This is a genomic window from Salmonella sp. NW645, from assembly GCF_051703725.1.
GTDB lineage: Bacteria > Pseudomonadota > Gammaproteobacteria > Enterobacterales > Enterobacteriaceae > Salmonella > Salmonella enterica.
In genome coordinates this window covers 550239-570892 of the sequence record NZ_JAMMKR010000002.1, presented here as the reverse complement: position 1 = coordinate 570892, position 20654 = coordinate 550239, and the positions used below count along the sequence as shown (strand labels likewise).

The window sequence follows — 20654 nt, the reverse complement described above, 5'->3', positions numbered from 1 at the left end:
GATTAACGTACCTTCAGCGTTGCCAGGCCAATCAGCACCAGCATCAGCGAAATAATCCAGAAGCGCACAATCACGCGCGGTTCCGGCCAGCCTTTCAGTTCATAGTGGTGATGGATAGGCGCCATACGGAAAATACGCTGTCCGCGTAGTTTAAAGGAACCCACCTGCAGGATGACCGACAGAGTTTCCACCACAAAGACGCCGCCCATGATCACCAGCAGAAATTCCTGACGCAGCAGCACGGCGATAATGCCCAACGCGCCGCCCAACGCCAGCGATCCGACATCGCCCATAAAAACCTGCGCCGGATAGGTGTTAAACCACAAGAATCCTAATCCCGCGCCGACAATCGCCGTACAGACAATCACCAGCTCCCCCGCATGGCGTAAATACGGAATATGCAGGTAATTGGCGAAGTTCATGTTCCCGGTCGCCCAGGCCACCAGCGCAAAGCCGGCGGCAACGAAAACAGTCGGCATAATCGCCAGACCATCAAGCCCGTCGGTCAGGTTTACGGCGTTACCCGTACCGACGATGACAAAGTAGGACAGCAAAATGTAAAACAGCCCCAATTGCGGCATAACATCTTTAAAGAACGGCACCACCAGTTGGGTCGCGGGCGTGTCTTTCCCGACGAGATAAAGCGCAAAGGCCACGCCGAGCGCGATAACCGACATCCAGAAATATTTCCAGCGCGCAATCAGCCCTTTGGTATCTTTCCGCACCACTTTGCGATAGTCATCGACAAAACCGATAATGCCGTAGCCGATCAATACCACCAGCACGCACCAGACGTACGGGTTAGACGGGTAAGCCCATAACAGAACGGAAATCACAATCGCCGTAAGGATCATGATGCCGCCCATCGTCGGCGTACCGCGTTTACTGAAGTGCGATTCCGGGCCATCGTTACGTACCACCTGGCCAAAAGAGAGTTTTTGCAGACGAGCGATCATACGCGGGCCCATCCATAAAGAGATGAACAGCGCGGTCAACAGGCTGACGATGGCGCGAAACGTCAGATAAGAAAAGACGTTAAAGCCGGAATAATATTTGACCAAATGCTCGGCCAGCCAAACTAACATGAACCTTTCTCCTGTAACGCATGAACCACATCTTCCATCGCGGCGCTGCGTGATCCTTTCACTAAAATAGTCATCATTGGTTGCTCCTGAAGCAGAGCGTGTAAACGCGCAATGAGCGCGGCTTTATCGGCAAAATGTTCGCCGACGCCGCTGGCGTGGCTGATAGCCTGACTGAGTTTTCCGGTGCTTAACACGCGATCAATACCCGCCGCTTTTGCGGCCTCGCCAACCTGGAGGTGGCACGCTTCGCTTTCTGCGCCCAGCTCGGCCATATCGCCTACCACCAGCACGCGGTAGCCGGGCATTTCAGAAAGGACCTGCACAGCGGCGGTCATCGAACCGACGTTGGCGTTATAAGCGTCATCCAGTACCAGTTGGTTTTCACTTAGCTGAATCGGGAACAGACGCCCGGGTACAGCTTTTAACGCCGCCAGCCCTGCTTTAACCGCCGTCAGCGTCGCCCCCACCGCCATTGATAAAGCAGCGGCCGCCAGCGCGTTGGCAATATTGTGCCGCCCCGGCAACGGCAGCAGCACATCAATGCTGCCCATCGGCGTTTGCAGGGTAAATTCGGTACCGTGTGACGTCACGTGGATATTCGCAGCGGTAAAGTCGCTGTTTGCCGCATTCGGCGAAAAGCGCCACACCTGACGATCGCCAATAATGCTTTGCCAGTTCAGCCAGTCATTATTATCGGCATTCATAATCGCGATACCGTTCTCAGGCAAACCGGTATAGATTTCGCCTTTCGCTTTCGCCACGCCGGCCAACGAGCCGAAACCTTCCAGATGCGCCGCCGCCAGGTTATTGACCAGCGCCGCTTCCGGGCGCGTCAGGCTAACGGTCCAGGCGATTTCTCCCTGGTGATTAGCGCCTAACTCGATTACCGCATAGTCATAATCATGGTTTAAGCGCAGCAGCGTTATCGGCACGCCGATGTCGTTGTTAAAATTGCCTGCGGTATACAAAGTATTTCCGCACTGGCTAAGAATCGCGGCGGTCATCTCTTTGACCGAGGTTTTGCCGGACGAACCGGTTAACGCCACCACCCGCGCCGGTACCTGCATACGTACCCAGGCGGCCAGTTGGCCAAATGCCTGACGCGTGTCTTTTACAATCACCTGCGGAAGATCGATATCCAGAGGACGACTGACCAGCAGGGCGCCAGCGCCGTTCGCTTTTGCTTTATCAGCAAAATCATGCGCATCAAAGCGTTCCCCTTTCAGCGCCACGAACAGGCATCCCGGCGTCACTTTCCGTGTGTCGGTAATGACCGTATCGAGCGTGAGATCCGCCCCGCGGTGTTCGGCGCCAAGGACATCGGCAATTTTGCTGAGCGTTACGCTAATCATGCGATCACCCCCAGCAAACGCGCTGCGGTCACGCGGTCTGAATAATCAAGACGCTGCGTGCCGACAATCTGGTAATCCTCGTGCCCTTTACCTGCAATCAGCACAACGTCATTGTCTTTTGCCTGCATAATGGCATTGGTTACCGCCTCAGCGCGGCCTTCCATTACCCTGACCTGCCCGGCGTCCAGCATTCCGGCCAGAATATCGTTGATAATGGCGCGCGGCTCCTCGGTACGCGGGTTATCGTCAGTCACCACGACGATATCCGCGAATTCTTCGGCAATGGCCCCCATGAGTGGGCGCTTACCTTTGTCACGATCCCCGCCACAGCCAAAGACGCACCACAATTTTCCGGCGCAGTGCAGGCGCGCCGCCTGCAACGCTTTTTCCAGCGCATCCGGCGTGTGCGCGTAATCCACCACCACCGTCGGTTTGCCTGGCGCAGTGAACACTTCCATCCGCCCGCAAACCGGCTGCAAACGCGCGGCGGTTTTCAGCAAATCCGTTAACGGATAGCCCAGCGCCAGTAGCGTCGCCAATGCCAGCAGTAAGTTGCTGACGTTAAACGCGCCCATCAGGCGGCTTTCGATTTCGCCTTCACCCCAGCTTGAAGCAAAACGAATCGTCGCTCCGCGGTCGTGGTACTCCACCGCCTCCGCTTTCAGCCAACGACCGTGACAGTTAGGGTTGATATGCCCTTCCATTGATACCGCGACCGCATCGGGTAGCGACGCCAGCCAGCGGCGTCCAACTTCATCATCGGCGTTGACGATTGCCTGACCGTGATGGTGGGTGGAATAAAGCATCCATTTTGCCGCCTCGTAATGCGCCATATCGCCATGATAGTCGAGATGGTCGCGGCTCAAATTAGTAAACACGGAGGCGGCAAATTTCAGCGCCGCCACGCGATGCTGCACCAGGCCGTGAGAAGAAACTTCCATCGCGCCGAAGGTCGCGCCCTGCGCAACCAGGCTGGCCAGCACATGCTGAACATCCACAGCGGAACCGGTTGTGTTCTCCGTCGGGATCACTTTACCCAACAGTCCGTTACCTACCGTCCCCATCACTGCGCTGGTTTCGCCGAGCAACTGGCTCCACTGCGCCAGTAGTTGGGTGGTGGTGGTCTTGCCATTGGTCCCGGTCACCGCCACCAGACGCATGTTTTCAGATGGCTCATGGTAAAAGCGGCCCGCCAGCGCAGATAAACGCTCATTGAGCTGGCTGAGATAGACGACCGGTACGCCGTGCATTTCGCGAATCTCACCGTCGCTCGCCTCGTCTTTCGCCTCTGCAATAATGGCAGCTACGCCTTGCGCTATCGCCTGCGGGATATATCGACGCCCGTCCGCCTGATGACCCACCACTGCCACAAAGAGATCGCCCGCCGCAGCCACACGGCTGTCGAGCGTCATCTCTCGCAGTTCTCGCGCGGGTAGTCCAGCCACCCACGGAGCAAGAAGGTCGCGCAAATTACGATCTGCCACCTGTTCCCTCGCCTTGATTAATTACGAATTCATTTTTTTCGCCCGTTGTCAGCGCGTCCGGTTCGATGTTCATGGTGCGCAGAACGCCGCCCATGATGGCACCAAATACCGGCGCGGAAACGGCACCGCCGTAGTATTTACCCGCCTGCGGATCGTTGATGACAACCACCAGCGCGAAGCGCGGCTGACTCGCAGGCGCGACGCCTGCTGTGTAAGCAATGTATTTGTTGATGTAGCGACCGTCCGGCCCCACTTTTTTCGCCGTACCGGTTTTAATCGCGATACGGTAGCCTTTAATTGCCGCCTTCACGCCGCCGCCGCCCGGCAGCGCCACGCTTTCCATCATATGCACCACGGTGCGTACGGTGGATTCAGGGAAGATGCGTTCGCCGGGTACAGGCGGATCAACTTTGGTAATCGACAGCGGGCGATAAATGCCATAGCTGCCGATCGTTGCATAGACTCGCGCTAACTGTAACGGCGTTACCATTAGCCCGTAGCCGAAAGAGAAGGTGGCCCTCTCTATGTCGGACCACCGTTGTTTTTGAGGATATAAGCCACTGCGTTCTCCGACCAACCCCAAATTGGTCGCCTTTCCTAGCCCAAAACGTGAGTAAGTATCTACTAACGCTGAGGACGGCATCGCTAACGCCAGTTTGGATACACCGACGTTACTCGACTTCTGCAGAACCCCGGTCAGGGTTAATTCGCTGTAGCGCGCCACGTCTTTAATTTCGTGGCCGTTAATTCGGTATGGAACGGTATTCAACACCGTATTTTCGTTGACGATACCGCGCTGAAGCGCGGTCATCACCACCATCGGCTTAACCGTAGAACCCGGTTCAAACACGTCGGTGATGGTACGGTTACGCATCGCGTCTTTCGGCGTACCGGCAAGGTTGTTGGGGTTATAGGAAGGGCTATTCGCCATCGCCAGTACTTCACCGGTATTGACATCGACCAGCACCGCGCTACCGGATTCCGCCTTGTTAAACGCCACCGCGTTGTTCAGTTCGCGGTAAACCAGCGCCTGTAAGCGTTCATCAATGCTTAACGCCAGGTTGTGCGCTGCCTGACTGTCAGTGGAGGAGATATCCTCAATCACGCGACCATAGCGGTCTTTACGCACGATTCGCTCGCCAGGCTGGCCGGTAAGCCACTTATCAAAGCTCTTTTCAACGCCTTCAATCCCCTGACTGTCGACGTTGGTAAAACCGATGAGGTGAGCGGTTACTTCTCCTGACGGGTAGTAGCGGCGGGACTCTTCACGCAAATGAATCCCCGGCAGTTTGAGTTTTTTGATGTAGTCCGCCATGTCAGGATTTACCTGGCGCGCCAGATAAATAAAACGCCCTTTCGGGTTGGCGTTGATACGGGCAGAGAGCTGATCGAGCGGAATATTGAGCGCAGTAGAAAGCGCTTTCCAGCGATCGCCGACGCTGATGCCGCCGGCGTCATGAACTTCTTTCGGGTCGGCCCAGATCGCCTTAACCGGTACGCTGACCGCCAGTGGACGCCCGGAACGGTCGGTAATCATACCGCGTGAGGTGGAGACTTCCTGAACACGCAGCGAACGCATATCGCCCTGACGCACCAGCATATCCGGGGCGATAATCTGTAGCCACGCCGCGCGTCCAAGTAAAAAAACCAGCGCCAATAAAATACAGCCGCACAGCAACGCAAAACGCCAACTGATGAAGTTGGTCTGTTCTTCCTGGCGCTTCGATTTTTGCGTTTTTGCCGCTGCTTTCATGCGTCGCGTTTATCCTTATTTTTGCACTACGATATTTTCTTGGGACGGATCAACATGCTGCATTTGCAGCTTTTCCGTTGCGATCCGCTCCACCCGGCTGTGATCGCCGAGCGCATTTTCTTCAAGGATCAGGTTGCGCCATTCAATGTCCAATGCATCGCGCTCCAGAACCAGTTGTTCACGCTGCGCGGTGAGTAAACGAGTATGGTGCGCCGTCGTGACCACCGTCACCGCCGTTAAAATGATGCAAATGAACAAGCAGAGTGGCAGCTTCCCGAACCGCAAAAGATCGTCACCGATCACGCCAGGCAAGGCATGGCGCTCGTTGCTTCCTATCGATCCCTTCACTTTGCTTAGGGCTTCTGTCACTCTGCTGATCATGCGTTCGTCCTCTCTGCGATACGCAGAACTGAACTACGGGCCCGAGGATTTTCAGCTACCTCTTTTTCACCCGGCATCAACTTGCCTAACGCTCGTAACTCACGACCGCCCAGTTTTTTGAGCTGCGCTTCCGTCATCGGTAATCCCGCCGGTACCTGCGGACCGCGGCTTTGCTCACGCATAAAGCGTTTCACAATACGGTCTTCCAGCGAGTGGAAACTGATGATTGAAAGCCGCCCGCCTGGGGCCAGTACGCTGAGCGAGCTTTTTAGCGCCTGCTCTATCTCCTCCAGTTCACTGTTTACCCAGATGCGCACCGCCTGGAAGGTACGGGTCGCGGGATGTTTGAATTTGTCTTTTACCGGGGTCGCCGCCGCAACCACTTCCGCCAGATCTTTGGTGCGGGTCATCGGCTGTTCGCGATTGCGCTCAACAATGGCGCGAGCAATACGTTTGGCAAAACGCTCCTCGCCGAATGTTTTCAGCACCCAGGCGATATCCGCCTCCTCCGCCGTTTGTAACCACTCGGCGGCAGACTGGCCGCGCGTCGGGTCCATTCGCATATCCAGCGGACCGTCGCGCATAAATGAAAAACCGCGCTCCGCATCGTCAAGCTGCGGAGAAGAGACGCCAAGATCGAGAAGGATCCCGTCAATCTTGCCGGTAAGCTCGCGCTCGGCTACATAATCAGCCAGCGCGGAAAAAGGTCCATGAATGATGGAGAAGCGAGGATCATTAATGGTCTGCGCAACGGCGATCGCCTGCGGATCGCGATCGATCGCCAGCAAGCGCCCCTCTTCGCCCAGTTGCGAGAGGATCAGGCGCGAGTGGCCGCCGCGACCAAATGTGCCATCAATATAGATACCATCCGGACGAATATTCAGCCCATTAACGGCTTCATCCAACAGTACCGTAGTGTGTTTAAAATTTTCCATCATCTTATAGAGACAAGTCCTGCAGCCGCTCCGATAACGTTTCGGTAGCTGACTGTTCAGCGTCGATATCTTCCTTGACCTGTTGATACCAGGTCGTTTCATCCCACAGCTCAAATTTGTTGAACTGTCCAACCAGCATCACTTCTTTCGTCAGTCCGGCATGTTGCCGCAGAACTGGCGCGATCAGTAATCGACCTGCACCATCCATCTGACATTCGCTGGCATGGCCCAACAGTAAACGCTGTACGCGACGTTCTACCGGGTTCATGCTCGACAGACGAGATAACTTTTGCTCAATAATTTCCCATTCAGGCAGGGGGTAAAGCAGCAGGCATGGGTGATGGATGTCAATGGTACATACCATTTGACCGGTAGCGCTCTCGATCAGTTGCTCCCGATAACGGGTCGGCACGGTCAGGCGCCCTTTACTGTCGAGATTGACTAACGTTGCCCCCCGGAACATGCCAGTCTCACCCCTTCTTACCACTTTATCCCACAAATTCCCACTCGAAGGAGTTTACGGAGCGGAGGAAAAGCTTGTCAAGCAAGTCACAACGCTTACCGAAGTAAAAAAGCCAATGTTTACGGCGAATATCTGCGTTGATTAATTTCCACCCAGCGTGCAAGTCAAATTAACGTTATGAATATTTGTAAGAAAAAAACCAAAGACCCACCGCCGTTTAAAACGGACTCAATATAATCCGAGAAAAATATAAAGTGTCAGTTTGCGACGCGAGCGGCATTTTAGGACATATTGCTCCGTGTTAACAGTGCCTGTTTAACGTGTGCAGCGCCTGCTATACCAGCGCCTACGAGCGACTGTCGCGCCAAAGACAAAAAGTGGCTGTTAATTCGACGATTTCTTGCCTGCTTGTAACAAAACAAGACAAAAGAAAAGACTCGTTACGTCTTAATTAGTGGAATATGGACGATTTCGGACAAAAGAAAGGTAATAAAAAAGAATTTTCGGATAATTTTAAGGAATAATCTTAATTATTTGAGGGATATTTTTACTGATACGCATTTGTTTGACGGCGGCAGAAGAGAGAGTCTTTCACCGCCGGTCCTTTAGCTACGGCTCAGAATGCCGCGACGATACAGGTTTCGCCGAATACGCGTTAAGCCGGGTTTCGGTTTACGCGGTTCATCAAGACTTGCCAGCACAATCTCCAGCACGCGTTCCGCGACATCACGATGACGCTGCGCCACCGCCAGTACCGGGCATTGCAGAAAATCCAGCAGCTCATGATCGCCGAAGGTCGCAATCGCTAAATCCGAGGGCAGTTTTCCATCGCGCCGCAGCGTAACGTCCATCACGCCCTGTAATAGCGCGAACGATGTCGTAAAGAGCGCCTGCGGCATAGGATGCGTTTCCAGCCATTTCTCAAACAACTGCGCGGCGGCTTCGCGCTCATAGCTGTTGGCATATAAGAAATTCACCTCCCGCGGATCGTCTTTCCATGCGGTGCGGAACCCCTGCTCGCGCAGGAAACTGACAGACAACTCCGGCAGCGCGCCCAAATAAAGCACCGTTTCCGCCGGGAATTTACGCAGCTCTTCCGCCAACATCTCGGCATCATCCTGATCGGCGCCGACCACGCTGGTGAAATGTTCGCGATCCAGCGCGCGGTCGAGCGCGACGATGGGGAACGGATCGTTGGCCCAGCGCTGATAGAAGGGATGCTCCGGCGGTAACGAAGTTGAAACAATGATTGCATCCACCTGGCGTTGCAAAAGGTGCTCAATGCAGCGCATTTCGTTATCCGGCTGATCTTCAGAACAGGCGATCAGCAGTTGGTAGCCACGCTGGCGTGCCTGGCGCTCAAGATAGTTTGCGATACGGGTGTAGCTCGTGTTTTCAAGGTCCGGGATCACCAGACCAATGGAACGTGTGCGTCCAGCACGCAGCCCGGCAGCCACAGCGTTAGGATGGTAATTGTGCTCACGCACTACCGCCATGACTTTTTCTACGGTTTTGTCGCTCACGCGGTATTGCTTTGCTTTACCGTTTATAACGTAGCTTGCAGTTGTGCGCGAGACACCGGCCAGCCGAGCGATTTCATCCAGTTTCACAATTGCCCCTTGTGTAAATTGTACAAACCATAACCTTTATGTCGGCATGGGTTAAAATCGTTAACATCTAAGCGCAGTTTGATCACTCCGGCAACCGCTTTTATTCCGGGTTACCACGGATTTCGCAAAAAAAAGCCCAACCGGTGATATTGGGTTGGGCGATAATTCCTGTTGGCTGATATCCGGCAAACCTGCCAGATGGCGTTACGCTTATCGGACCTGGGCCAGATATCAGCCTGTTGGCCGGATAAAATGCAATCGCGTCGTCATCCGGCGAATCTGCTCAGCGCATAATCTTATCGCCGCGCGAAAGCCCGACGACGCCTGAACGCGCCACTTCAACAATTTTCGCCACGTCGCGCAGCGAGGCCAGAAAAGCATCCAGTTTATCGCTGGTACCCGCCAGTTGAACGGTATACAGCGTTGGCGTAACGTCAATAATCTGACCACGGAAAATTTCCGTATTACGCTTCACCTCTTCCCGTCCGTAGCCGCTGGCCTGGATTTTCACCAGCATGATTTCCCGCTCAACGTGCGCTCCCTGTCCCAGCTCGCTGACGCGCAGCACATCAACCAGCTTGTGCAGTTGCTTTTCAATTTGCTCAAGCACTTTTTCATCGCCTACCGTCTGGATAGTCATGCGCGACAACGTCGGATCGTCCGTCGGCGCGACGGTCAGGCTTTCAATATTATATCCGCGTTGCGAAAAGAGGCCGATAACCCGCGATAACGCCCCAGATTCGTTTTCCAGTAATACCGATAAAATCCGGCGCATCATCAGGTCCTCTCCGTTTTGCTTAACCACATTTCGTCCATCCCGCCCCCGCGAATCTGCATCGGATAGACATGCTCGCTGCCATCAACGGTGACATCGACGAACACCAGTCGGTTATTACGCACATGCTCAAGGGCTTCGCTGAGTTTACTTTCCAGCTCATCCGGACGGTTAATCTGCAGCCCAACATGGCCATATGCTTCCGCCAGGCGCACAAAATCCGGTAACGACTGCATATAAGACTGAGAATGGCGACCGGAATAGATCATATCCTGCCACTGTTTCACCATCCCCAGATAACGGTTGTTCAGGTTCAGAACCAGTACCGGCAGTTCATACTGTAAGGCTGTCGACAGCTCCTGAATGTTCATCTGTATACTGCCATCGCCGGTCACGCAGACCACCATTTCTTTCGGCAGGGCCATTTTAACGCCCAGCGCAGCCGGTAGGCCAAAACCCATCGTGCCGAGCCCGCCGGAATTAATCCAGCGACGTGGTTTATCGAACGGGTAGTAGAGGGCGGCAAACATCTGGTGTTGTCCTACATCGGACGTCACGTAAGCGTCGCCCTTCGTCAGACGCCAGAGGGTTTCAATCACCGCCTGGGGTTTAATGCTTTCGCTTTCCGCGTCATATTTCAGGCACTGACGGGCGCGCCAGATCTCTATCTGCTGCCACCAGTCACGAATATCATCCTGCGGCTGAGACGGCGCATCCTGCGCCAGTAGCTCCAGCATTTGTTCCAGTACCAGGCGGGCATCGCCCACCACCGGGATATCAGCGTTAACCGTTTTGGATATGGACGTCGGGTCAATGTCGATGTGTAATACCGTCGCGTTCGGACAATATTTAGCGAGATTATTCGTCGTGCGGTCGTCAAATCGAACGCCAACAGCGAAAATCACGTCGGCGTTATGCATGGTCATATTGGCTTCATAAGTGCCATGCATTCCCAGCATTCCTAACGACTGGCGATGAGTAGCAGGAAACGCGCCCAGTCCCATTAATGAAGAGACCACCGGCAGGTTAAAGGTTTCAATGATGTGGCGCAGCGGCGCATAGCAGGCCGCGCTTATCGCCCCTCCCCCAACATAGACCACCGGTTTTTTTGCCGACGCCAGCGTTTGCAAGGCACGCTTAATTTGTCCTTTATGTCCTGATGTTGTGGGATTGTAAGAGCGCATACTGACCGTTTCCGGCCAGACATACGGCATTTTTTTCGCCGGATTCAAAATATCTTTCGGCAAATCCACGACCACCGGCCCAGGACGTCCGCTTGCCGCCAGCCAGAAGGCCTTTTTAAGCACCAGGGGAATATCTTCCGTCTGTTTGACCAGGAAGCTATGTTTGACCACCGGTCGGGAAATCCCCACCATGTCGCACTCCTGAAAGGCATCATAGCCAATCAATGAGGTGGCGACCTGGCCGGAAAGAATCACCAGCGGAATGGAATCCATATAGGCCGTAGCAATCCCGGTAATCGCATTGGTCGCTCCCGGTCCGGAAGTCACCAGCACCACGCCAACGTCGCCAGTGGCTCGCGCCAGGCCATCCGCCATATGCACCGCGGCCTGCTCATGACGCACCAGCACATGATCGATCCCTCCAACGGTATGTAGCGCATCATAAATATCAAGCACTGCGCCTCCAGGATAGCCGAACACCTGCTTTACGCCTTGATCGATAAGCGATCGGACGACCATCTCGGCTCCAGACAACATCTCCACGGCTTGCCTCCACTTTATACCTGTCATCACGGTTTGACGGACACCTTAACCGCTCGCTATCACGCCTGGCAATTGGGTGGAATGACGTAAAGATGGGGAAGGTTAGAATAATCAGGAGGCAAGAAGAGAAGAAATGGAGAAATACTCCGTCTGAATCACACCAGGTAATAAATAATCGCTTATAAATGCAGACTTACAGCAATTCATCTATTTTTCACAGCGACGAAAAGAATCGCTCACCGTTAATTCAGCATAAAATTTTTGATATACGATAAAAAGCAGAATAAACCAGAATTTGTTTCTGATTTATTCTGCCCGGTTTTATCGCTTACAAACAGAAACTAATAAATCTTCCATCCATTGGTGCCCTTTATCACGCCCAGCCGCTTCATGCCAGGAAAGGTAGCATGTCCGGCTATTCAGTTTTAAAGGCAACGGCAATATTTGCAGATCCAGCGATTCCGCAAACTCTTCCGCCAGCCAGCGCGGGGCAATAGCGACCAAATGCGTCTGCGAAACCACGTTCAGAACGCTGATAAGCGCCATGCCCTGATAAGCCACGCTCGACTGTTTATCCGCCGTGTCATACCACGGCTGACTAAATGACGCATAACGATCGAGAGAAACAACCGCATGTTGTTCATTATAAACATCGCCTTCCAGTAGCGGGCCGCTAATACGCGGGTGTTTACGGCTGGCGACTAAAACCATTTCATCTTTAAATAGCGGTACGCTGGTAAACTCAGGGCGACGGAATTCTTCATAACTAATAACGAACTCGGTTTCCTGATAGCGTAACTGATGCTCAGTATTCTGATTCAACGACGCTTTAAAAACGACATGAATATTTGGCGCAATTTTTTCTACACGATTATAAATCTGTGACGTCAGGATATTATCCAGCGGACTGCACACGCAAAGATTGAATACACGTTCGCTGCTGGTCGGCTCAAACCCCGATCCCGGCAATTCATTTTGCACCAATTGCAACGCCTGACGGACTGAACCAAATAACTGAAATGCACGGGCAGTCGGCTGAATTCCTCGTCCATATCGAACAAAAAGTTCGTCATTAAACATAACCTTCAGACGCGCTACGGCGTTACTAACCGCAGGCTGCGACATTCCCAGCGTGTGGGCGGCGCGCGTAATATTCTGCTCTTGCATTACCGCATCGAACACGGTCAATAGGTTCAAATCAACCATGCGAAGCTGTGGTTTGCCCATATCTAAAAGATGCGGCTTTTCGGTTTTGACCTCTGGCATATTTAACTCCACTGTCACGCTTAACTCCCTTTTTCTGGCTGAAGGCAGAAATAATTCCTGAAAATATGATTTACCATGCATATAAAATAAGAAAAAGGGAAAGCGTTAAAATTCGGAAAACATAAAGACGCTGACAGAGACAAATAGAATGCCAGCGCAAGCGTAATGTGTCCTGAGTCACACCATTGCGATTCATAATGTTTAAATTACGCAAGCAATATAACCATAACTATGGCGAATACACAATCATACACCAAGTGAATGATCATTTAAGTTTCAATTAAATGTTTATATTATTAATAGCTAAAAAGTTAACATTAATTTATCAATAACTTTATCCTTATCCATTAAGTAAACAAGGTTATTTATTAAAATATAAAATAAATCAAAAAGATAAACCAAACCTTTAGCATACCTTTAACAGGCCATTCCCCTAACCAATTTGCAAACAAAAATGCCTAAATATTTCAAACAATGAAAAGTATGAATGTCCACTCGTTCTTTTATCCTTTATTGGACGCGCAGCCCAGCACAATTAGCTAAAGTACGTATCCGGATATGGTCAACAAAATGCAATGGCGACAGAAATCAGAGTTGACATTAAACGGCATATCCAGTACCACTAAAAGCATATCGCATTCGCTGGAGCTGAATTAATGTCACATATCGTTCGTTTCACTGGGCTACTACTACTCAACGCATTTATTGTGCGCGGTAGACCGGTGGGCGGCATTCAACATTAAGTCAGCTCGAAGTCAAACAAAACCCGCGCCGTTGCGCGGGTTTTTTTATGCCTGACGCAAGGCGCCCCTGGAGACAAGGACCACATCATGAGCCAGCAAGTCATTATTTTTGATACGACCTTACGCGACGGCGAACAAGCGTTACAGGCCAGCCTGAGCGCGAAAGAGAAGCTGCAGATTGCCCTGGCCCTTGAGCGCATGGGTGTTGATGTCATGGAAGTGGGCTTCCCGGTCTCTTCTCCGGGTGATTTTGAATCTGTCCAAACCATCGCCCGCACCATTAAAAACAGCCGCGTTTGCGCCCTGGCGCGTTGTGTAGAAAAAGACATCGACGTCGCGGCACAGGCGCTGAAGGTCGCCGACGCGTTTCGCATCCATACTTTTATCGCCACCTCGCCAATGCACATCGCCACCAAGCTGCGCAGCACGCTGGATGAGGTCATCGAACGCGCGGTATACATGGTTAAGCGGGCGCGTAATTACACTGATGACGTGGAGTTCTCCTGCGAAGATGCTGGCCGGACGCCTGTTGACGATCTGGCGCGCGTGGTGGAAGCCGCTATAAACGCCGGCGCGAGAACCATTAATATTCCCGATACCGTGGGCTATACCATGCCGTTTGAGTTCGCGGGAATCATTTCCGGCCTGTATGAACGTGTCCCCAATATCGACAAAGCTATCATCTCCGTTCATACCCACGACGATTTAGGGATAGCAGTAGGCAACTCGCTGGCGGCAGTACATGCGGGCGCGCGTCAGGTTGAAGGCGCGATGAACGGTATCGGAGAACGTGCCGGTAACTGCGCACTGGAAGAAGTGATCATGGCGATTAAAGTGCGCAAAGACATCATGAACGTACACACCAACATCAATCACCACGAAATCTGGCGCACCAGCCAGACCGTCAGCCAGATCTGTAACATGCCGATCCCGGCCAACAAAGCGATTGTCGGCAGCGGCGCTTTCGCCCACTCTTCCGGCATCCACCAGGATGGCGTCCTCAAGAACCGCGAAAACTATGAAATCATGACGCCAGAGTCCATCGGTCTGAACCAGATACAGCTGAACCTGACCTCCCGCTCTGGCCGTGCCGCCGTGAAACATCGCATGGAAGAGATGGGTTACAAGGACACAGACTACAACATGGACCACCTGTACGACGCGTTCCTGAAGCTGGCGGACAAAAAAGGCCAGGTGTTCGACTATGACCTGGAAGCGCTGGCGTTTATTAATAAACAGCAAGAAGAACCAGAGCATTTCCGTCTGGATTACTTCAGCGTGCAGTCCGGCTCCAGCGATATCGCCACTGCTTCCGTGAAGCTGGCCTGTGGTGAAGAGATCAAGGCCGAAGCGGCGAACGGCAACGGCCCGGTCGACGCCATCTATCAGGCGATTAACCGCATCACTGGCTACGACGTTGAGTTGGTTAAATACGACCTGAACGCCAAAGGCCAGGGCAAAGACGCGCTGGGTCAGGTCGATATCGTCGTGAACCATCATGGTCGCCGCTTCCACGGCGTCGGGCTGGCGACGGATATCGTCGAATCCTCCGCCAAAGCGATGGTGCACGTACTGAACAATATCTGGCGCGCAGCCGAAGTTGAAAAAGAATTGCAACGCAAAGCTCAAAATAAAGAGAACAACAAGGAAACCGTGTAATGTCGAAGAACTATCATATTGCCGTACTGCCGGGCGACGGTATCGGCCCGGAAGTCATGGCGCAAGCCCTGAAAGTTATGGATGCGGTACGCAGCCGTTTTGATATGCGTATCACCACCAGCCACTATGACGTCGGCGGTATTGCTATCGACAATCATGGTCATCCACTGCCGAAAGCCACCGTTGAAGGGTGCGAGCAGGCGGATGCCATTCTGTTTGGCTCCGTCGGCGGCCCGAAATGGGAAAATTTGCCCCCGGAAAGCCAGCCGGAGCGCGGCGCCCTGCTGCCGCTGCGCAAACATTTCAAATTATTCAGTAATCTGCGTCCGGCGAAACTGTATCAGGGACTGGAAGCATTTTGCCCGTTGCGCGCCGATATCGCCGCTAACGGTTTCGATATCCTGTGCGTGCGCGAGCTGACCGGCGGGATCTATTTCGGACAGCCAAAAGGCCGTGAAGGCAGCGGTCAGTACGAAAAAGCCTTTGATACCGAAGTTTATCACCGCTTTGAGATCGAGCGCATTGCCCGTATCGCCTTTGAATCGGCGCGTAAACGCCGCCGTAAAGTCACCTCTATTGATAAAGCCAACGTACTGCAAAGCTCTATCCTGTGGCGTGAAATCGTCAATGATGTCGCGAAAACGTATCCCGATGTGGAACTCGCGCACATGTATATCGATAACGCCACCATGCAGTTGATTAAAGACCCGTCGCAGTTTGACGTACTGCTGTGCTCTAACCTGTTCGGCGACATTCTGTCCGACGAATGCGCCATGATCACCGGCTCAATGGGGATGTTGCCCTCCGCCAGCCTGAACGAGCAAGGGTTTGGCCTGTATGAACCGGCTGGCGGCTCCGCGCCGGATATCGCCGGGAAAAATATCGCCAATCCAATTGCGCAGATCCTGTCGCTGGCGCTGCTGCTGCGCTACAGCCTGGATGCCAACGATGCGGCAACGGCCATTGAACAGGCGATCAATCGCGCATTAGAAGAGGGTGTTCGCACCGGCGATTTAGCCAGGGGCGCTGCCGCAGTCAGTACCGATGAGATGGGCGATATTATCGCCCGCTATGTCGCAGAAGGGGTGTAATCATGGCCAAAACGTTATACGAAAAATTATTTGATGCCCACGTGGTCTTTGAGGCGCCAAACGAAACGCCGCTGCTGTACATCGACCGCCACCTGGTGCATGAAGTCACCTCTCCGCAGGCGTTTGACGGTCTGCGCGCGCACCATCGTCCGGTACGTCAGCCAGGGAAAACCTTCGCCACGATGGATCACAACGTCTCGACGCAGACTAAAGACATTAATGCTTCTGGTGAAATGGCGCGTATCCAGATGCAGGAGCTGATTAAGAACTGTAACGAGTTCGGCGTCGAGCTGTATGACCTGAATCACCCGTATCAGGGCATCGTCCATGTGATGGGGCCGGAACAGGGCGTCACCCTGCCGGGCATGACCATCGTCTGCGGCGACTCCCACACCGCCACCCACGGCGCGTTTGGTGCGCTGGCCTTCGGCATCGGCACTTCTGAGGTAGAACATGTACTGGCGACGCAAACTCTGAAACAGGGGCGCGCTAAAACCATGAAGATTGAAGTCACGGGCAACGCCGCACCGGGCATTACCGCCAAAGACATCGTGCTGGCGATCATCGGTAAAACCGGCAGCGCCGGCGGCACCGGGCACGTGGTTGAATTTTGCGGCGACGCTATCCGCGCGCTGAGTATGGAAGGCCGCATGACGCTGTGCAATATGGCGATTGAGATGGGCGCCAAAGCCGGTCTGGTCGCCCCGGATGAAACCACTTTTAACTACGTAAAAGGGCGTTTGCACGCGCCGAAGGGCCGCGATTTTGACGAAGCCGTCGAGTACTGGAAAACGCTGAAAACCGATGACGGCGCGACCTTTGATACTGTCGTCACCCTGCGAGCAGAAGAGATCGCGCCGCAGGTGACCTGGGGCACGAATCCGGGCCAGGTGATTTCCGTCACCGACATCATCCCCGATCCCGCCTCTTTTAGCGATCCGGTTGAGCGCGCCAGCGCCGAAAAAGCGCTGGCTTATATGGGCTTACAGCCGGGCGTACCGTTAACGGACGTTGCTATTGATAAAGTCTTTATCGGCTCTTGTACCAATTCGCGTATTGAAGATTTGCGCGCGGCGGCGGAAGTCGCCAAAGGGCGCAAAGTCGCGCCTGGCGTGCAGGCGCTGGTGGTGCCGGGTTCAGGTCCGGTGAAAGCGCAGGCGGAAGCGGAAGGTCTGGACAAGATCTTTATCGAAGCAGGATTTGAATGGCGCTTACCGGGCTGTTCCATGTGCCTGGCCATGAATAATGACCGCCTGAACCCGGGCGAGCGCTGCGCATCCACCAGCAACCGTAACTTTGAAGGCCGTCAGGGCCGCGGGGGTCGCACGCATTTAGTCAGCCCGGCGATGGCCGCCGCTGCCGCCGTTACCGGCCACTTCGCCGACATTCGCAGCATCAAATAAGGAAACTACCATGGCAGAGAAATTTACCCAGCATACCGGCCTGGTTGTCCCACTGGATGCCGCCAACGTCGATACCGATGCAATTATCCCTAAACAGTTTTTGCAAAAGGTTACGCGCACCGGTTTTGGCGCCCATCTGTTTAACGACTGGCGTTTCCTGGACGAAAAGGGCCAACAGCCAAATCCGGAATTCGTGTTGAACTTTCCGGAATATCAAGGCGCGTCGATACTGCTGGCGCGGGAAAACTTTGGCTGCGGCTCGTCACGCGAGCACGCGCCGTGGGCGTTGACCGATTACGGCTTTAAAGTGGTGATCGCGCCAAGCTTCGCCGACATCTTCTACGGCAACAGTTTCAATAATCAACTGCTGCCGGTAACCCTGAGCGACGTACAGGTCGATGAGCTGTTTGCCCTGGTGAAAGCCAATCCGGGCATTAAATTTGAAGTGGATCTGGAAGCACAGGTGGTGAAAGCAGGCGATAAGACCTACAGCTTTAAAATCGACGACTTCCGCCGCCACTGCATGTTGAACGGTCTGGACAGCATTGGGCTGACGCTACAGCACGAAGACGCGATTGCCGCCTACGAAAATAAACAACCGGCATTTATGCGGTAACCCTTCACGCCTTACCGGGCCTACAGGTTATGCAATATCACCCGGTTGCCATTATATTCTGTAGGCCTGATAAGCGTAGCGCCATCAAGCTCCGGGTTACTCATCAGTCGCTCATGCCGGGGATATTCCGGCATTTTTTATACGATTTTTACTCGCCCGGTCACCACCTGCGTGACCACAGAAACAGCCGAAATAAAAAAAGCCAGCAGGTATTATCTGCTGGCGGGTGATTTTAGGCTATCGCCTACACCAATACTCAGTCACACATGATGTCTGCAATTGGCTTCAATCGGTCGCCTCCCACTGCATCAGTTCCGCGAGCATTTTTAAGCGCTGCGGCGCGCTCAGGCAAGCCAGCCAGGACGTTTTTTCCGTCGCGGCAAAATATCTCAACCAGAACTGGTGCATAGTGACCTCTTCCTCTTGCTTCATCGAAAGATATTATTGGCCTAATATAGGGATAATAAAATTGCTGAGTTTTTCATCGGAGTTCCCCTTTTATGCCCTCAGGTCGCCTGCAACAACAATTTATCCGTCTCTGGCAATGTTGTGACGGTAAAACGCAAGACACCACGCTTAATGAGCTGGCGGATCTGCTGAACTGTTCGCGTCGCCATATGCGTACGCTGCTAAATACGATGCAGGCGCGCGGTTGGCTAACATGGGAAGCCGAAGTTGGACGCGGAAAGCGTTCGCGTCTGACGTTCCTGTATACCGGACTGGCGCTGCAACAGCAGCGGGCGGAAGACCTGCTGGAACAAGATCGAATCGATCAACTGGTACAACTGGTCGGCGATAAAAGCGCTGTCAGGCAAATGCTGATTTCCCATCTGGGACGCAGCTTCCGCCAGGGGCGGCATATTCTGCGGGTTCTTTACTATCGTCCGATGCACAATCTCCTGCCGGGAACCGCATTACGTCGCTCGGAAACTCATATTGCCCGGCAAATTTTCAGTTCGCTCACGCGGGTAAATGAGGAAAACGGGGAACTGGAAGCGGACATTGCGCACCACTGGCAGCAAATTTCCCCTTTACTGTGGCGCTTCTACCTGCGCCCCGGCATTCATTTTCATCATGGCCGCGAGCTGGAGATGGAAGATGTCATCGCCTCGCTGACGCGTATCAATACGCTTCCGCTTTACTCGCACATCACAAAAATAGATTCCCCTACCGCGTGGACGCTGGATATTCATCTTTCCCAGCCGGATCGCTGGTTGCCGTGGCTGCTGGGCCAGGTCCCGGCGATGATTTTGCCGCGGGAGTGGGAAACGCTGGCTAATTTCGCCAGCCACCCAATCGGCACCGGGCCTTATGCCGTGCGGCGTAATACGCCGAACCAGCTCAAGATACTCGCCTTTGATGACTACTTCGGCTATCGGGCGTTGATAGACGAAGTGAACGTCTGGGTACTGCCGGATATCAGTGAAGAACCGGCCTGCGGCTTGATGCTGGAAGGGCCGATACAAGGCGGTGAAAAAGCGATAGAAAGCCGACTGGAAGAGGGGTGCTATTACCTGCTATTCGACGCCAGAACGCCGCGCGGCGCGCATCCGCAGGTCAGAGAATGGGTAAGCCACGTCCTCTCCCCCACCAATTTACTCTATCATGCCGATGAACCGCTACAGCAGCTCTGGTTCCCGGCCTATGGGCTTTTACCGCGCTGGCATCACGCCCGTCCAGGCCCGGGCGAAAAACCCGCCGGTCTGGAAACCCTCACGCTGACCTTCTATCGCGAACACATTGAGCACCGGGTTATCGCCCGTATCATGAGCGCGCTTCTGGCTGAACATCAGGTGCATTTGCATATTCAGGAGATCGACTACGATCAATGGCACGCCGGCGAGATCGAAAGCGATATCTGGCTCAATAGCGCTAACTTTACGCTGCCGCTGGATTTCTCGCTGTTCGCGCACCTGTGCGAAGTACCGCTCTTGCAGAACTGCATTCCGCGCGACTGGCAGGACGACGCCGCGCAGTGGCGCGCTGGCGAGATGAACCTGGCGAACTGGTGCCAGCAACTGCTGGCCAACAAAGCGATTGTGCCGCTGATCCACCACTGGCTGATTATCCAGGGACAGCGCAGTATGCGCGGGCTGCGCATGAATACCCTCGGCTGGTTTGATTTTAAATCGGCGTGGTTTGCGCCGCCGGACCCTTAAAAGCCAGCTCTTAATTGCTGCCCGGCAACAAAATCACTACACTAACGCCGAACTCAACGGGGTGCCGCGCTCATGCGCGCGCTGAGAAAATACCCGTCGAACCTGATCCGGATAATGCCGGCGAAGGGATTTGAGGCTACCTCTCAAGTCCT

The 20654-nt window shown here is 53.8% G+C and carries 18 protein-coding genes and 1 riboswitch; of the genes, 6 read left to right on the top strand and 12 right to left on the bottom strand.

Annotation, left to right across the window (positions count from 1 at the left end; translation table 11 throughout):
- Nucleotides 1–2: 2 nt before the first annotated feature.
- The 11 genes from mraY to leuO all read right to left on the bottom strand — a co-directional run bounded on the left by mraY (nt 3) and on the right by leuO (nt 12831).
- Nucleotides 3–1085, bottom strand: coding sequence for a phospho-N-acetylmuramoyl-pentapeptide-transferase (gene mraY / locus NA389_RS06535; RefSeq protein WP_000964138.1), 1083 nt, complete (start codon nt 1083–1085; stop codon nt 3–5).
- Complete coding sequence (gene murF, locus NA389_RS06530; protein WP_000626640.1) at nt 1079–2437, bottom strand: UDP-N-acetylmuramoyl-tripeptide--D-alanyl-D-alanine ligase; 1359 nt, start codon at nt 2435–2437, stop codon at nt 1079–1081. The genes mraY and murF overlap by 7 nt, the downstream gene beginning before the upstream one ends.
- Nucleotides 2434–3921, bottom strand: coding sequence for a UDP-N-acetylmuramoyl-L-alanyl-D-glutamate--2,6-diaminopimelate ligase (murE, locus tag NA389_RS06525; protein ID WP_000775073.1), 1488 nt, complete (start codon nt 3919–3921; stop codon nt 2434–2436). The genes murF and murE overlap by 4 nt, the downstream gene beginning before the upstream one ends.
- Nucleotides 3908–5674, bottom strand: coding sequence for a peptidoglycan glycosyltransferase FtsI (ftsI, locus tag NA389_RS06520; RefSeq protein WP_000642236.1), 1767 nt, complete (start codon nt 5672–5674; stop codon nt 3908–3910). The genes murE and ftsI overlap by 14 nt, the downstream gene beginning before the upstream one ends.
- 15 nt (nt 5675–5689) lie before the next feature.
- A complete protein-coding gene (ftsL, locus tag NA389_RS06515; protein ID WP_000625651.1) occupies nt 5690–6055 on the bottom strand; it encodes a cell division protein FtsL in 366 nt (121 codons plus the stop codon).
- Complete coding sequence (gene rsmH, locus NA389_RS06510; RefSeq protein ID WP_000970441.1) at nt 6052–6993, bottom strand: 16S rRNA (cytosine(1402)-N(4))-methyltransferase RsmH; 942 nt, start codon at nt 6991–6993, stop codon at nt 6052–6054. The genes ftsL and rsmH overlap by 4 nt, the downstream gene beginning before the upstream one ends.
- A 1-nt stretch (nt 6994) precedes the next feature.
- Nucleotides 6995–7453, bottom strand: a complete 459-nt coding sequence (gene mraZ, locus NA389_RS06505) for a division/cell wall cluster transcriptional repressor MraZ (RefSeq protein ID WP_000488294.1) — start codon at nt 7451–7453, stop codon at nt 6995–6997.
- A gap of 605 nt (nt 7454–8058) precedes the next feature.
- Nucleotides 8059–9063 carry a catabolite repressor/activator gene (gene cra, locus NA389_RS06500; protein ID WP_000762406.1) on the bottom strand — a complete coding sequence of 335 codons (1005 nt, stop codon included), beginning with the start codon at nt 9061–9063 and terminating at the stop codon, nt 8059–8061.
- Nucleotides 9064–9346: 283 nt separating this feature from the next.
- A complete protein-coding gene (gene ilvN / locus NA389_RS06495) occupies nt 9347–9838 on the bottom strand; it encodes an acetolactate synthase small subunit (RefSeq protein WP_001563086.1) in 492 nt (163 codons plus the stop codon).
- Between the two features lie 2 nt (nt 9839–9840).
- Complete coding sequence (ilvI, locus tag NA389_RS06490) at nt 9841–11565, bottom strand: acetolactate synthase 3 large subunit (RefSeq protein WP_000425608.1); 1725 nt, start codon at nt 11563–11565, stop codon at nt 9841–9843.
- A gap of 321 nt (nt 11566–11886) precedes the next feature.
- A complete protein-coding gene (gene leuO, locus NA389_RS06485; protein ID WP_001115418.1) occupies nt 11887–12831 on the bottom strand; it encodes a transcriptional regulator LeuO in 945 nt (314 codons plus the stop codon).
- Nucleotides 12832–13487: 656 nt separating this feature from the next.
- Here leuO and leuL point away from each other — a divergent pair.
- From leuL to leuD, 5 genes are all read left to right on the top strand, one after another.
- A complete protein-coding gene (gene leuL, locus NA389_RS06480) occupies nt 13488–13574 on the top strand; it encodes a leu operon leader peptide (protein WP_001575587.1) in 87 nt (28 codons plus the stop codon).
- An 87-nt stretch (nt 13575–13661) separates the two neighbouring features.
- Nucleotides 13662–15233: a 2-isopropylmalate synthase gene (gene leuA / locus NA389_RS06475; RefSeq protein ID WP_000082819.1), complete on the top strand. Its 1572-nt coding sequence runs from the start codon at nt 13662–13664 to the stop codon at nt 15231–15233.
- Nucleotides 15233–16324 (top strand): 3-isopropylmalate dehydrogenase, encoded by a 1092-nt coding sequence (gene leuB, locus NA389_RS06470; RefSeq protein WP_000042325.1) that lies wholly within the window; start codon nt 15233–15235, stop codon nt 16322–16324. The genes leuA and leuB overlap by 1 nt, the downstream gene beginning before the upstream one ends.
- A gap of 2 nt (nt 16325–16326) precedes the next feature.
- Complete coding sequence (leuC, locus tag NA389_RS06465; RefSeq protein ID WP_001140632.1) at nt 16327–17727, top strand: 3-isopropylmalate dehydratase large subunit; 1401 nt, start codon at nt 16327–16329, stop codon at nt 17725–17727.
- 10 nt (nt 17728–17737) lie between these two features.
- On the top strand, nt 17738–18343 hold the full coding sequence (leuD, locus tag NA389_RS06460; RefSeq protein ID WP_000818271.1) for a 3-isopropylmalate dehydratase small subunit: 606 nt from the start codon (nt 17738–17740) through the stop codon (nt 18341–18343).
- 285 nt (nt 18344–18628) lie between these two features.
- On the opposite strand, the gene sgrT is transcribed toward leuD, so the two are convergent.
- Nucleotides 18629–18751, bottom strand: a complete 123-nt coding sequence (sgrT, locus tag NA389_RS06455) for a glucose uptake inhibitor SgrT (RefSeq protein WP_000553886.1) — start codon at nt 18749–18751, stop codon at nt 18629–18631.
- A gap of 92 nt (nt 18752–18843) precedes the next feature.
- On the opposite strand from sgrT, the gene sgrR reads away from it, so the two are divergent.
- The gene (gene sgrR / locus NA389_RS06450; RefSeq protein ID WP_001139028.1) at nt 18844–20502 is read left to right on the top strand and encodes an HTH-type transcriptional regulator SgrR; all 1659 of its coding nucleotides are present in this window, start codon (nt 18844–18846) and stop codon (nt 20500–20502) included.
- A gap of 47 nt (nt 20503–20549) precedes the next feature.
- A riboswitch (TPP riboswitch) is annotated at nt 20550–20649 on the top strand.
- The last annotated feature ends 5 nt before the right edge of the window (nt 20650–20654 follow it).